The organism is Paenibacillus nuruki, from assembly GCF_001721045.1.
Taxonomy (GTDB): Bacteria; Bacillota; Bacilli; order Paenibacillales; family Paenibacillaceae; genus Saccharibacillus; species Saccharibacillus nuruki.
The window spans coordinates 1-15,273 of the sequence record NZ_MDER01000036.1; the positions used below are offsets into that span (position 1 = coordinate 1).

The 15,273-nt window shown below is 35.1% G+C and carries 14 protein-coding genes; 5 read left to right on the forward strand and 9 right to left on the reverse strand.

The features are described from left to right. On the forward strand, nucleotides 1-330 hold a 330-nt coding region (locus PTI45_RS24120; RefSeq protein WP_175425162.1), incomplete at its 5' end, for a hypothetical protein. 148 nt (nucleotides 331-478) lie between these two features. Further along, entirely contained in the window at nucleotides 479-994 is a 516-nt protein-coding gene (locus PTI45_RS10145) for a pyridoxamine 5'-phosphate oxidase family protein (RefSeq protein ID WP_069327461.1), read from the forward strand. A gap of 105 nt (nucleotides 995-1,099) precedes the next feature. Here PTI45_RS10145 and PTI45_RS10150 read toward each other — a convergent pair whose 3' ends face one another. From PTI45_RS10150 to PTI45_RS10155, 3 genes are all read right to left on the reverse strand, one after another. Continuing rightward, on the reverse strand, nucleotides 1,100-1,738 hold the full coding sequence (locus PTI45_RS10150) for a hypothetical protein (RefSeq protein WP_069327462.1): 639 nt from the start codon (nucleotides 1,736-1,738) through the stop codon (nucleotides 1,100-1,102). A gap of 27 nt (nucleotides 1,739-1,765) precedes the next feature. Then, complete coding sequence (locus PTI45_RS24125; protein WP_175425163.1) at nucleotides 1,766-1,942, reverse strand: hypothetical protein; 177 nt, start codon at nucleotides 1,940-1,942, stop codon at nucleotides 1,766-1,768. Nucleotides 1,943-2,067: 125 nt separating this feature from the next. Next, complete coding sequence (locus PTI45_RS10155; RefSeq protein WP_069327463.1) at nucleotides 2,068-3,048, reverse strand: YiiG family protein; 981 nt, start codon at nucleotides 3,046-3,048, stop codon at nucleotides 2,068-2,070. A gap of 299 nt (nucleotides 3,049-3,347) precedes the next feature. Between PTI45_RS10155 and PTI45_RS10160 the strand changes: the two genes are divergently transcribed. Then, complete coding sequence (locus tag PTI45_RS10160; RefSeq protein WP_069327464.1) at nucleotides 3,348-4,271, forward strand: GNAT family N-acetyltransferase; 924 nt, start codon at nucleotides 3,348-3,350, stop codon at nucleotides 4,269-4,271. Between the two features lie 166 nt (nucleotides 4,272-4,437). Here PTI45_RS10160 and PTI45_RS10165 read toward each other — a convergent pair whose 3' ends face one another. From PTI45_RS10165 to PTI45_RS10190, 6 genes are all read right to left on the reverse strand, one after another. Beyond that, nucleotides 4,438-4,998, reverse strand: a complete 561-nt coding sequence (locus tag PTI45_RS10165) for an SF0329 family protein (RefSeq protein WP_069327465.1) — start codon at nucleotides 4,996-4,998, stop codon at nucleotides 4,438-4,440. 159 nt (nucleotides 4,999-5,157) lie between these two features. Then, nucleotides 5,158-6,150: a tRNA dihydrouridine synthase gene (locus tag PTI45_RS10170; protein ID WP_069327466.1), complete on the reverse strand. Its 993-nt coding sequence runs from the start codon at nucleotides 6,148-6,150 to the stop codon at nucleotides 5,158-5,160. 626 nt (nucleotides 6,151-6,776) lie between these two features. Continuing rightward, a complete protein-coding gene (locus PTI45_RS10175) occupies nucleotides 6,777-8,030 on the reverse strand; it encodes an LlaJI family restriction endonuclease (protein WP_069327467.1) in 1,254 nt (417 codons plus the stop codon). 27 nt (nucleotides 8,031-8,057) lie between these two features. Next, nucleotides 8,058-9,644: an McrB family protein gene (locus PTI45_RS10180; protein WP_069327468.1), complete on the reverse strand. Its 1,587-nt coding sequence runs from the start codon at nucleotides 9,642-9,644 to the stop codon at nucleotides 8,058-8,060. Between the two features lie 11 nt (nucleotides 9,645-9,655). Beyond that, entirely contained in the window at nucleotides 9,656-10,699 is a 1,044-nt protein-coding gene (locus tag PTI45_RS10185; RefSeq protein ID WP_069327469.1) for a DNA adenine methylase, read from the reverse strand. Beyond that, a complete protein-coding gene (locus tag PTI45_RS10190) occupies nucleotides 10,692-12,338 on the reverse strand; it encodes an N-6 DNA methylase family protein (protein ID WP_069327470.1) in 1,647 nt (548 codons plus the stop codon). Before PTI45_RS10190 ends, PTI45_RS10185 begins: the two co-directional genes overlap by 8 nt. Nucleotides 12,339-14,205: 1,867 nt before the next feature. Here PTI45_RS10190 and PTI45_RS10195 point away from each other — a divergent pair. Continuing rightward, nucleotides 14,206-14,673, forward strand: a complete 468-nt coding sequence (locus PTI45_RS10195) for a hypothetical protein (protein WP_069327471.1) — start codon at nucleotides 14,206-14,208, stop codon at nucleotides 14,671-14,673. A gap of 117 nt (nucleotides 14,674-14,790) precedes the next feature. Beyond that, nucleotides 14,791-15,252, forward strand: a complete 462-nt coding sequence (locus tag PTI45_RS10200) for a hypothetical protein (protein ID WP_069327472.1) — start codon at nucleotides 14,791-14,793, stop codon at nucleotides 15,250-15,252. The last annotated feature ends 21 nt before the right edge of the window (nucleotides 15,253-15,273 follow it).

Sequence of the window (15,273 nt, forward strand, 5' to 3'; positions counted from 1 at the left end):
GAGAAAAGAACTAAAGAATTTGCTTTTAAAATAAAAAATATATATTATTCGATTCCGTTTATAATTCAAGATTTAAAATCTATTAATCAAGTTAATCCTTCTATTTCAATTTCTAAAATAAAAATTGATTTTTCCGAATTATATATATATTGTCAAAAAAATAAATATAATAATTCTCTGAAAGAAATGAGAAGTATTCTAGAAAAAAATAAAGACTATTTAATAAATAATACTGACTCAGAATCTATTAAGTTTACTATAGAATTATTAGAACAAATAAGAAAAGAGATGTTAAATTCAAATAAGATAAGTGAATTTATTAAATTATAAATGTCTAAAACTATTAAAATATCAATGATACTTCACTAATATTTTCTAATCATATTGTAACTCTACCGTTTATCTACTCCTACTTATGTGTAATGGTTAGCAACGTTGTTTATACACATTTCAACGATTAGGAAAGGTGGGAAATGATATGTCTGAACATTTAACTACAGATCCAGAAGCGATTGAAACGGTCAGAGAACTGATTAAAGATATTGATACAGCTATGCTTACAACGATTTCGGGAGAACGTCTAGTATCCCGTCCAATGAAAACACAAGAAATCGAATTCGATGGCGACCTATGGTTCCTAACGAAAAAAGATACGTCCAAATACGAAGATATCTTACAAGATCCTCGGGTCAATGTATCTTATGCAGGCAAATCCTATGTGTCGATTAGCGGAACCGCTGAATTTGTCGATGATCCTGCTCGTAAAAAAGAAATGCTCAATAAAATCATCGAAAAAATCCTAGATACATCTCCAGACGATCCTAACTTGTTATTGATCAAAATCCATACCGAAACAGCCGAGTACTGGGAAAGCGGAAGTGCTATCAAAATGGTCACTCATTTGCTCAAAAAAGCTGTCGGCAAAACTTCTGATCCAAAATCCGAACCCGGATTGAATGAGAAAGTAGATTTGAGTCATGCTCCGAAGAGTTAAGGAATAAAAAAAGAGCCACTTTGCAAAAAATATGCGAAGGGGCTTTTTTTACTGCGTTCAATCTATATTTTTATCATATACGTCAGCAAGTATTTGATCATTTATTTATGTACTTGGTTTATACTCTCCGATCCAAACATCTCCCATTTGAACGCTATACAATAGATTTTCACTACTATTGGATTGGATAGTTACTTGTTTATATGCTTTATTTTGAATGTTTTTAACCTCTTTCTCTGTTCTAAATCCTAGAACAATATCTTCATTCAGTTCAGATAATAAATAATAGTCTGCTTCTATGGCAAGTTTCCATTCAAACTTTTCGATATCTAATCTTTTTCCATATAGGTGTACAGGAAAACCTTTTTCAATAGGACTTGGTTCAAAGGTATGATCATAAAAGTGTAGCTGATCTCGAAAAGCAACAACGATTTGCGAATAAATAAAGTTAGGATCATACACCCACATTTTCAAATCAAAAGGCTCATTTAATAACTTCAACTGCTCATACCAAGATTCATATACCTCGATCATGGCTCCAAAGATTAATCTAGCATACCAGACTGGTGGATTACGTTTGGTTAATCGATAAAAAGGATTGATCCATAACTTTACATAGTCTCTATCATATCGTTCTAATTGTTCGATATCCAAATGAATATAACGTTGTTTCCAATCTTCAATATGTTTAATTCTACGTTTCCATCCACGAATTTTCTTTTTGTTGCCATCCAAATGGGGCATAAAATCTCCTTTTTGATTTACTTTGGGTTAAAGAGTAAACATTTGAATATCATCTAAAGCAGAATCAGCATGCCCTTTTACAATTGCACTTTCATCTTTCAATCCAGCATAGACAATAGGTAACACTAATTCTTTGTCGATTGTTCCAAATCGTCTCGCTTCTAGTGTAGGATAACCACAACAAGGACATTGAAATTTATTCATGTTACACCTACTTTTTGAGTATGTAATCTCTCTTCAAAAGCTACACCGTTTATGGTCTACTTCTAAAGAGAGATTTTGATATGTTAATCTGTATAAGCCAGTGTTCTGCTATTCGCTAGAGATCATTAATTTATTTCATTGTATCGCTCAATGGCTGTACTAAGCAGAGAATTGAAATTCTCTGGCGTCCCATCGGTTGTATCCAAAAACTGACCGCTTAGATCGGAATCGGATACAGGTTCTTTTTTATTGATACGTTCAATAATTTTTGAAGCGGCTGCTTTGGCTTCTGTAGCCGAATGAACGTAGTTTTCAATACTGAAGCTGTTCATGCCTTCTTTTTCTATCTGTTTCTGATCTTTGGAAAGTGTTACAAGTGCATTCAAATCCGCAGTCATAAGATCGTATTTAGCTTTAAATTTCTTCATATCGAGTTCCAACACATTACTGGCATTGATCCCTTGCTCACTCATTTCGATGGCTGTAGCTTCAGCATCAATCATGAATTTCAAAGCATTGTAACGGATCTGTTGGTCAGAATCTTTGAAATTTTGCAAATCAACTAGACGTTGCTCCGCATCCATTTTTTGTAGAGCTTTGAAGTAAGCTTTAGCTGCTTTCTCGTAAGCAAGATTAGTATTTATCAGCTTAGTGTGTAGCTGTTTACCTTTGGCAAAATCATCATCGACATAACCTTTACTATCATAATAGACTTTCATTTCATCGAGGACAGTTAACAAATCCTTGATCACTGGTGTCAGTTGGGTTACCGCAGAGTCAGCACTCGCAAAAGTAGGCTTACTTGTTGTATACCCTTGTGCTTGATCGATGACTTCCCGCTGCGATGCTGGGACATCAAGCATGATAAAGCTGAGGTTCTTCTCAATAACAGGCTTCTTCTCCGTTCCAAACTTCTCGAAGTAATGAAGTAATACCTCATTGATTCTGCCTGTCATCAAGTTGTTGAGCATGACATACGAATTGTATTTCTCGATTTTTTGGCTTTCACCTGTTTTCATGCCTATACCTGCCTGATTCATACTCGAACAAGCAGACAATACCGTAATAAGCAGGATACTGACCATAACAAAAGATAATTTTCTCAAAATAATGATTCCCCCGACGGATTATTTGACCTATTTATGTTTGTCTATACGTATAATGATGGTCTACTCTATATTAGAATGCTTTGGTGATCAGGTCTTGAGTCTGGAGTAGGGTAATTTATATACATCTATAGGAATAATATATATTTTTACATTTTATATATTTAATGTTAAGTTAAATTATTATAAGCGAAGGAGGGCTAACAGTGATTTAAAAGTCACTACAAGTATAGACATTAACAGTATTCACATCATTAGCTTTATAAAATCCAAAGTTCTTTATGATTGAAAGGGGTATTATGTTGAGCCAATCATCTGAACGCGTTATACGTCATTTTCAGCAGGAAGACCTGCCATTGCTCGGAGAATTATATGAATCGGTGCAAACGATAGAAGGTTCAACGTTTTGGTGGGTGGGAGATGAAGATAATTGGAGTAACGTTTATTGTGCATTTGAAGATGGAAAAATAGTTGCCAAAGGGCAAGTAAGTATTATCAGCGTGATCTCTACAGGCTGTACAGAAAAAAATAAGCATTGTATTTACATAAATCTTAAAACCTTATCAGAGCGACAACAAGATTGTATTTTGTTAGATGAGCTATACAACCCTCTTTTCAAAAGAGCGATAGAATTAAAATCAACATTACCTCCAGAGTATAAAACGATCCTTTGTGTAGGTAACGATTCCAAAGAAACAGCGAACAATCAATTTTTTATTCAAAAAGGATATCGTCCCCTAAACAGCTTGTATCATATGACAAGAGATTTGACTCAACCCATACCTGAATTAACGTTATCTGAAGAATTTGAATTCTCCTATTGGAGCATGAACACATCCAATGAAGAAAAAGAGTATCTTGAAATAGATACTGAAATTTGGCCTGACGCTCCATTAGGATTAGCATCTCTATCTGAACATAAAAGTAACGCTTTATGGACATCTATGATTGTCAGACAATCGTCAACCATCGTTGGTGGATTGATGGTATGGCAAGAAAAAGATCATGGTGTGATCGAAGATGTATTTGTACGTGAACCCTGGCGCAAAAAAGGAATCGCCAGATTTTTACTGACCAAAGCTTTGAGCTATCTTCAAGATCATCAACTTCCTTTTGTGGATCTTACTGTTTTAACGACCAATCAATCGGCGTTAACTTTGTATGAGTCGGTGGGATTTGATACAGATGGAGAAGAAGTCAGATATTTTGTACCACTTGATTAATACATCTTCTCTCTCTGCTTTCTTGCTTTGTATGATATTTTTTTATCCATCTCAAGCGGAACGATTCGAATATGTATATAAAAGAGCCACTCTACGATAAATGCGTAAAGTGGCTTTTTAATGTCGTTTATTTTCAGGTAATATCAAAAAAAGAATATCGTCATTTCTAAAGGCGTAATCCATGGAAATATTGCACAATAGGATGCTTTAATTTCACACTGTCTGACATGCTCAAAATCCGCTTTTTCCCTACTCTTCGATCCATCAAAGCTAAGATGTTCAGTAAGATATCCTGCCCTTCTAGACTTTCATCAATAGGTGTGGCTAAAAATTTGGTAGCGGTCGCTGTAAAGTTCGATTTGCTAAGTGCCGTCTGCGCAGATAACAGTTCTTTGGCAAGCCCATTCATTTTGCGATTACGTGCCATTACTTTCAAACGATCTTCAGGAACCGCTCCATTGGTTTCTTTGCGAAGCGCTTCGATCTCGTCCATGCTGATCGGAATGCGCAGATTCGGATCGTTTTTAATTTCTATTTCACTCTGGTACCAAGTGATCGGACTGGTTTTGTCATTCATATTGAAGATGTTCTTCTTATCTACTGTGATATAACAGTTACCCGATTTGCCAGTCAGATAGCTATAACTGGTTGCCCTATATTCCACTTTTCCTTGTAGTGCAGGAGCGAGAAAACCTTCTAAATTTTGCTTCAATTTACTCCAGGACATACTTCCTCCTATGTTGTGAAAGCCTGACGACCAGTTGAATGGCTGTCAGGCTGTATTTGTAAATCCTTATATAATTGATCTACCAGAGTATACCTATACATTTTGAGCAAACATATCACTCATTAGTATAGATCGTAGCTCTGAAAATAGCTTGTATCATTACATTTCGACCGTACTTTCCACACTATCTACTTGCTTCGATGCGAACTCATCAAGCAACGCTCGCACTTCATTGGTATTCTTGGCACTCATCAGTTCATTTCTTAGCTCACTGGCTCCACGGAATCCACGAACGTAAATCTTGAAAAAGCGCGGAAGTGGCTTGAACGAACGAGGTTCGATTTCAGAATATTTGTCATGCAAGTCCATGTGTATTCTTAAAAGATCCAGTAGTTCTGTACTGCTATGCTCTCTGGACTCTTGTTCAAACGCAAACGGGTTACTGAAAATCCCGCGTCCGATCATCACACCGTCTACACCGTACTGCTCCACTAACTTCAAACCAGCTTCCCGATCAGCAATATCGCCGTTGATCGTAAGTAGTGTATTCGGTGCAATTTCATCACGAAGCTTTTTGATCTCTGGAATCAATTCCCAATGTGCAGGCACTTTGCTCATTTCATCTCTAGTACGCAAATGAATCGACAGATTCACAATATCTTGCTTGAAAATATGAGTAAGCCAATCTCGCCACTCGTCCACTTCTGCAAAGCCAAGACGTGTTTTGACACTGACAGGCAGACCGCCTGCTTTGGCTGCTTGAATAATCTCCCCTGCCAGTTCAGGACGACAGATCAGCCCGCTCCCTTTGCCATTCTCAGCTACATTTGGTACAGGACAACCCATGTTGATATCGATCCCTTTGAAGCCTTGCTCTGCCATCCCGATACTCATTTGCCGGAAAAACTCAGGCTTGTCTCCCCAAATATGAGCTACGATCGGCTGTTCATCCTCGGTAAACATCAACCGCCCACGCACACTATGATGCCCTTCAGGATGACAATAACTCTCCGAATTCGCAAACTCGGTAAAAAACACATCCGGTCTAGCCGCCTCACTCACCACATGACGAAACACCACATCCGTCACATCCTCCATAGGAGCCAGTATAAAAAACGGCTTCGGTAAATCTCGCCAAAAATTGTCTGTCATTTTAAAAATCCTTTCGTTCTATATGAAGAATCAGCTTTATCCTATATTTGATTAGGAATTCCACCTCAAAATTTCATGTGATAGTTAAATATAAATAGGTACGATATGAAATAAGTTTATAGAGAAAATTTGTTAATCTAAAAGTTATTATACTAGATTAAGCAAAAAAAGAGGTTATTTCTCTTTTTACTATTTTCGCAATATATCTTTAATTAATATAAAAAGACGCAAGCAAAGTCGCGTCTACATTTCGTCCGTAATTCATCTATTCCAAATCCCTCCATACCAACACCGCTACACTCTCCACATGCACCGTCTGCGGGAACATAGGCGGGTTGGTTATGGTTTGAAATTGTACGGTAATGCTAGTGTTTATGAGGATTTTAGATTTGGTGTTTGGGTCTTTTTGGCTCCTTTTGAATGGAGTTTTTTCGATTCCGTCCCCTTTAGAGAAGAAATAAAGCTCTTGCTACAATGTATATACAAATCACGAATCGAATTCTCTTCAACCTTTTAAGAATACACTTATATTCTAAAAACTAAAATGAATGATGGATTCATTTGTTGAGAAGGAACGACGAATTTGAATACACGTTAAATCTATCTTTCAGTATTGGTTTATAAATCTAATTAACGTCGAATCCTCTTTCAATCTCTGTACTAAGTCTTATAATTTCTTGTACATTTGGCATAGCAATATTATGCATTAAAAATCTTGAGTCTACTAAAATGCCTTGAACACGTTCATATTCTTTGTTATTACTTTTCCAATCACCTGTTGCCTCAGCAACATTACTCATTGGAGAATCGTTATAGAACTCATTTTTTGTACAATCATAAGGCATAAGAAAAGCATTAAAAACCTTCAAGTTATTCCCAAATTCATTTTTAAAACTTTGACTCGTAGCAATGTACTCGCCATAAGTAATTTGCTTATTAATCGAAGTAGATTCAGGTAAGTGTCTAGGTATTCCTGTTACTCCATACTTGTAGTATTTTGCATCAAGTATATAAATTTTGTTATCAACAATCATAATAGTATCTGGCTCCAAAGCAGCATTTTTGCGGCTAGAACCAGTTCTAAGATGCCAACTGGTTTTTGGGAAAAACCTTTTTTTGTCCTTAACTCCAAATGTATCGTTAATAAGTTTTTCCCATACATATTCAAAACGTTCTGTTCCAAAATGTAGTTGTTGCGGACCACCTTGTTCTCCAAGGTAATTTATCATTGCAATCATATTGTTAAATAGTTCTTTATGTTTCTCATTAAAGGTTTGTCCAAGTTTCTCATACACTATGTTAGTAAACATCTGTTTATCCAACTTTCGTAAACGAGGCTTCCTGGGCATAGCTGTTGTATAAAGCCAGCCCATTTTTTGAAAACTTTCATAAACACAGTACTCATGTACGAGAGAAATCAGACTTTCATCATTAGAGGTACTTTCTCTTACTATATAATTTAAATAAACAAATGAATCATTTTGAAGAAATGGTTTCTGAGATTTAATGGTTTTTGTCCAGTTAATCTTGCCTCTATAGCTTTCTTTATAACACACTTCATTTTCATTATAATAATCATTTTGCATGTAATCATTAATAATCGACATATAAGCTTGAATTGGGAAATCTACAGATTCTTTTGATTGCAATCGATTAACAGGAAGCCTTTGCTCTTGTTGTTTTACGTATTTCACAAGAACTTCTATAAGCCTTACTATATGTTTTCGAAGTTCTTTATCACTTTTCGGTAACCGATATCCAATTGGAAAGCAAACTGATATTCCTGTTTCCTCCGATTTAACACCAACAAAAGTATCTCCTTCAAAATTAGTGCTGATGTGGCAAACCTGAGCTAAATTAAACTCCTCACTTTCTTCCATCGACCTACTCCTTTATTGTTATCGTTATTAAGTAGTAAATTGAACTGAAATTTCAGATTTAAAAATAGAAAACCGTTCCTCTCCTCGACTATTATTAAACTCTTTTATTAGCTGTTCAAGACTAAGGTAATGTTCAACAAAAATCGAAGAACGAGAAAACTTAAACACATCATCCCATAAGTATTTTAATACTTTTTCTGAAAAACGATTATTGTTTATAACTGCTTGTCTACGAATACTATCATCTAGACCTTCATCATCTTGCTTAGGATCGAATACCAAATCCATTGGACCGATAAAATACGCTCCTAAACGCTTGTCTTCTGCGGATGAAATTCCTATATTTTTTTCTAATATCTGATGATTTATTACGCGATTAAAATTCTTCCATGTAATAGTAGTATCAAGTATGGTTTCATTAGCATGTTCTGCACTCTCAACATCATTTTCAATCATCCGCATATTCCAGCGCCGTTGGAAAGCAGTATCAAGAGTAAAAACATTTTGATCAGATGTATTCATTGTTGCAAGAAGTGAAAAATTTGATGGCAGTGTAACAAGACTAGAATTATTATCATATACAATTTCCGCTACCTCTGAATTAGAAATACCGTATTCACTTGTACCCTCATCATCCCGATCTAGTAATTGAAACACTTCTCCAAAGATAGCAGGTGCATTGCCGCGATTAATTTCTTCAATAATTAAATAATAGTCTCTACGAGGATCGTTATAAGCTTTTTCTAACAATTTTGTAAACGGCCCAGGAGTGAATTCATAAGTAATACGCTCTTCATTGACTTTTGGTAAAATCTGACCCACGAAATCAGAATAGGTATAATCAGGATGAAAAACAACACGTTCCATTTTTTCTGGTTCATTGCAATATTCTGTTTTTATAGTATGACTTTTACCTGATCCGGGGACACCGTAAAGTAAAGTGTTAGATCCACCAGCTTTTCTAAGTTCCACTATTGCATCTTCACTATGATTTGATGTAGTTACAAGGTTGCCAAATGGATTATCACTTATATCCTTGAAAAGAATGTTATAATCAATTAGCCTAAGCACTCCACGACGTTCATCTGAAAAAATGTTATTCAACCCTATTCCTTGCGACCAATTATCAGGGAGACTCTCTGTATTAATAAAACCAGCGTAATATTTATTATAACTTGTTCTAAGAATGAAGATAATCAGGTTGTCTATAATTCCCTCAAAACCACCTTCAGATGTATATTCATTGTCAACACCTATATTCGGCTTTGGAAAACCATTATCCGTCCCCCAAGCAGGATGCTTTAAGCGCTTAGTTTGACGGCTGATACGGTAATTGTTTCGCCCTCCACGTGGAGCAAATTCTAATTTAGTAGAAACGTTTGTACGCTGGCCTAAAACATACGCATTAATTGTATAAATACAGCGTGTTTCATTTGGAAGCGGACTAACTGATTTTTCTCCTAGCGAAAGAAAGTTTTCTAAATCTTCACTATCTATTCCTGCAGCTTCAAGGTAAGTTTGACCTCCACCTGTTGCAGGTTTATCAATATCATAAAGCTTCTTAAAATCAGATGGATTTATTTTCCTGTAAAATATGCTATCTATATATTCCACATCGAAACCTCCTATTTCCTTAAAATAATTAGATATTCTTTTAACTGCTTAGGTAGCAAGCTATTATTACTACGAAAACGGTCATATTCAATAAGTTGAACTTCTACACTACCTAAATTACTGAAGCATTCTACGAGTTGTTCTAACGAGAATAAACCATCTTCACTATAACTAATTAAAAACAAATTACAATTCATTTTGCTTATTACACTTGCAAAGGAATCAAGTCCCTTAGTCTTGGTGCAAAACTTAGAGTGCTGATCCCACCAGTTGCGTAACCCACTCTTTCCAACTGCCGTAGGGAAATCTCCTCTCGCAACAGTTTCTAAAATATGATAATTAGCAGCATACTGCCTTTTCATATATGGTGGGTCAATGTAGCACAAATCTGCCGTGATATTTTCTGAGAGTTCTTCTGCAAATCCTTGTAAAATAGTATGGTTTACATTTTCTGTATCATCAAATTGAATGGAAGTGAGTCGAAGTGGCTCTAATGAACTTTTGTTAAATTTCGATAAGAAATATCCATACGTGCCCGAAATATTGGCAACTCTATTAACCGCCATTATCAATGTGTGTTTTAATAGTGATTCCTCATTCTTTGTAATATAACCAAGGTTAGTCCAATTATTGATTTCTTCCCTTATTGCATCAATCTTTGCTGCATTTTCAGAAGTGAAATATTTACGAGCATCCAATCCATTTTCAGGTGTCCCTTCAGGTGAAAATTCATTAAAAAAATAGCCTTTTTTAGGGGTTAAATTATTGAGATAGTCTAAAACCGCTTCATAAGAATTCGAATTACTATGCATTTTTTTTATAATCTTAGAAAACCCAGGTGACTCTTTCAGAAGTAAGTTAACTACTAAATGATGATAAGAATATGTCATTACGTCTGATGCAACTACAGAGTATCCTTGTCTACGAAGTTCTAATGATACTGATCCAGTGCCAGCCATAATATCAGCTACTACACCACTATCGCCAATCAATTCTTTTACTTTATCCATAATAAAAGGTAATAACTTCGTTTTATTCCCTATATATCTATACATTTATATCCCCTTCAAATTTCATTCCATTAATCGCACCTAAATCAGGCAAGCGTTTCATTTCTTCTATGATCATTTGGCGCTCTAAAGCTGTAATATTGTAACGCTTCATAATGAGCCCTTCTAACATTAAGTCTTTTTGATATGAATATTCTATAGAAATTTCTTTTGCTAAGTTTATAATTCCTTTATCTATTTCATCTCCTGTATAAATTTTCAAAGGCAACGTAAATATAATATCCTTAGTTAAATAGGGATGTGATTTCCATTCGTTTTCTCCATATAACTTTAGATAATAATAGTATATAACTCTTGAATTGAGCAAAGCTAAAAAATATTCAAGAGGTGCTACACTTTTAGCTTGTTTATATTTCAGAATATACACTGTCTGATTTGTCAATCCGCTACTATAATCTACACCAGCATAAATACCTAAACCTGTCTTTCTGATTAGCAATTTTGGCGAAGTGTATAAGCTATCATTTTTATAATTTATCCCTGGAATATCTAAAGCGATATAACTTTCTCCCATTACAAAATACCGTTTAACGTGCTCACCTACAATTATCCTCTTATATCCTTTCGATGAAGTATTCTTGATAATGCATTTTAGTGTAGCATCACTCAAAACAAATTCTTCACTACAATTAACACATTTTTTCTTTCCAGCGTTAAGCTGTTTTTTTGTATAGCCCTGACCATTCCCACAGAAAGGACATATAGCAATATCCCCTTTTTTAGATATTTCTACTCCACGCCCAAAAACAAAATAATCATCCAAATTAATGCAATTTATTTTAATTTTTTTCAGTAATTCTTCTTCATCAATTCGAGTGTCTATATCAAAATTACAATTTGCATTCATAAGAAAACGAGCCTGCTTAACGGAATGCTTTTCTCTTTCATAAAAATCATAAAGAGGAATATTTGAAGAAAGAAATTGCTTTCTATGTTCTGTATTTAGACGAAAGCACATCGTTAGATCATCTTTTGTTGGCTTTATTTTTCTACATATGATTACTGTCGTTGCCCTATTAACTTCTTCAAATATCTTTTCACCCAATCTTGCAATAACCTTAATTTGAGTCTTTTCTGCGAGAAAGCGCCGTAAATTCTTATTTTGACTTTCAAAAATCGAGTCCGGTATTATAAAACCAAAATACCCTCCGTATTCTAAAATTTCGTAGGCTAATTCTATAAACAACACATAGCTATCATATTGACCAGAGTTGAATTTAAATCCTGCAGAGGCTAGTTGTTGTTTATTATATATTTTTTCTGAACTCCAAGGAGGATTTGCAATAACAGTTGATATTGTAGGGATTTTTCTTTTCCAAAAATCTGAAGACTGGCACTCATTTGAAGGAATTATTGCATCTTCATAAAAGAGTTCAGTCCTTTTATCTATTCGTTGTGACAAATTAGAGATTGCCTCGTTGTCAACATCAATCCCGTAATACTTTATATTATCATTTTCAATTAACTTCATAGCTTCTAATAGAGCACCTTCACCACAAGCTGGATCTATAACAGTTTGTATTTGATAACTTTCTTTAGCAGCCTCATTTTTTATCAATACTGCTATAAAATCAGCTAACCTATATGGTGTATAAACCACGCCATATTTTTTGTTTACAACCATCCTCTTGAACCCCCTACAAAAATTAAGTAAAAGGATTATTGTTTTATTAACAAAAATCATTTTATTACTTAACAAGCTTTAACCACCGTAGATTTTTTATTTTTCTATTCCTTATGCTTTAAACTTCCTTGCATACTCAAGTTTATGCATTAGAATAATTATTTTTATCCGTTTTCCATGGTAGCCTTAATTAAGCTCAATTATATATCTTTTCCCTTTAGGCTAGGTCACTTTTTATTTATGTTGTGAAGCATATGCAATCTATGAGGCGATCAATTTTTAGGACGGACTCGTATTGAAGTTAATCAGTAGAACCTAACAAAATAAAATTTAGCTTCCGTCAAACATAGCTGATCAGTTTGCAGACTCGCCCTAAATTACTAGCGTCAGTATCGACTACTTATTATATCACATATGCGTATTTAGCAATAAAAACACTTTAATATTCTTGAGATATATGAGCACCACCCTTTAATTCTTGTAGCTTAGAATAGCTTGATATTTGTATCTTTATAGTGGGTTATAAAATCAAGTTTACTACTGTACTCCCTAACCTACCTAGTGGCTGAATTCGGAGCTTCTTGAAAACAACTCAGACTTACTCCGAAGGACTTGCCTCTTTAGTAGATATTAGGTTTATAAACTAAGTAATCTTTATAACCCCTGCGATTCAGTCTTTCTTTATGAACAAGAAGGCAGAAGTACTTGCCTTAGCCTTTCGGCTAAATGATGTGAAAATCGTAACTTAGAAAGTTCTATTCTCGAATGTACAAGAATTTCTTTCGAATACGATGCCCGCAGGATGAGCAAATTAGACTAGGGAGAACCGACATCTGGTGGATAAGTACTTTACTTTCCCATACTGCTCCGCTTTGTACATCAGTTTGAACAAAAAACTTGCTACAGAGAATAAACAAGTTGACGATCTTTCAATAAATCGTTGATATTCAGAGACTGGGAGATGAACTACTCCTCTAATTGTTGTGACCACCTACAAGCAAGCGTTCTTTTTTCTTCACTACTTATGCTCAGGCATGACAGCCTTATTTGCTGACTGTCACAGTCGCTATCATGCTTTTGTAGTTGTTTGTTATATAGAATAGTAATAAATTCTTGTGAAATCCCCATTGAGTTAGCGGAAAGACAGTGGAAGAATTGCTAATACATTTGGGCTTGGTTTAAATAAATCTACGCATTAGTGAGGGCCAGTCCGTTGACAGAATTCGATTCTTTAACTGAAGATAACGTCGCAAAATATACATAACCAAATTTCCAAGGAAATTTCACTTACCTTACATCGGGGAAAGATGAATAACGATAAGCATTAAGCATTTAGATTACTCTATTTTTTCGCCCGAAAAAAAGAACGTATGTTCTTTTTTTATAATAACAGCTTTCTTTTTAGAAATCAAAGCTAAAGCCTTTTTCATTGGTTCCACCACTCTCAAATGACAACTACATGTTAAATTCTAAGCCATTCCTCCTATGGTTATACATTTAATGTAAATTGCTGATCAAATCCTCTAGAGCTTAAGTCCATAAATATAAAATGTAGGAATACAAAGCTATTATGTTGTAAAAAGAAGCTTCATAGCCATACCGGAATTATAAAGAACAAATTCAGCCCATAATTCATCATGGATTAAAACTGTATCTATTGCCCTTTCAAATACATATTATTCATCTGGATACCTATACAGTATGTATAGAGCACTTCAAAGAAAGGAGAAGCTCCATATTATCTTTGTAGATATAAGCACGTAAATCCTCACTATTGCACGTTGAAGACCCTAACCGTACTGCTTATTGTTTGTTAAAGCAAGAAGTACTCAATATCTTTCTATAAAAAGAAAAGGAGACTATCAAATTGAATACCTCTGAACAAACATCCATTTCAAAAAATCAGCCAATTCAAATGCAGCACCCAATGAAAAAGTACAGAAAACAGCATCTATTTCTCATCGGTTTAGGAGCTGTCGGTTTTTCCGGCTTCTTCGGCTTCGCACCTATACTTCTCTTATTCGGAGGAGCTATAGGCTACCTCATCTTCAACTGGAATGCCGCTTTCAAGATTATGAAGCTTAACCGCGCAAAGCATCCCCTCCCAATCTCCATTTCACAAGAAGAACTTTATCAAAAGCTAAGTGTCTTCTTGCAGCACCCTGACTTGAAAGTGGAAAATAAAAAACACTGTATCAATGTGTCTTTTCGCAACAAGTCCAATCACTTTATTTGGCTAGATGATGAAGAGAAAACGTACCATACACTCTCAAGGTCTCAAACGAATCGCATTTTCAAAGACCGCCACAATCCAAGCATTAAAGAATACTCTTAGGGCTATACAATGTATCCCATCATCAAATCTGCTATTGATACAGCTTTACAAACTAAAATGAATCAAGGAGAAGATAGCTCGAAAATTGTATGATTAAAAAGTGAGGGGAAAACAAACTTGAAGACAACATTTCTTTTCGTTTTTAGAGTTGCTCTGGTGTTGATCATTGCCATTGGAGGAAGCTATGGCGGTTCACCCGAGCGAGCTGAAGCCAAAACCAAAGCCTATACTCATAAGGAACAGCGCGCCAGCCGTTACATCAATTTTCTAAGGTATAGCAACTACCTGGATCGAAAGCCTAATCTGTACGCCGCTTTCAACCAATACTTCTCAAAAGGAAAATGGATTTACTTTCAAGTTGCTAGTCCCTACGATCACATGCAAGCTTTAAACATTGTTCAGTATACCGGTCTTATGACATATGAAGATGATCCAGATACTCAGCACAAATTGAAGTTTCAGTTCCATGTCGAGCTGGATACTGATTACGAAGATTATGTTCCATATGCTATGACTATTGATGGTATCAAACAGAGCGAGTATGAGATGAAGTCGCTTTTAATCCAAGTCACAAATTAAATACAATCTACTACCCCCTGA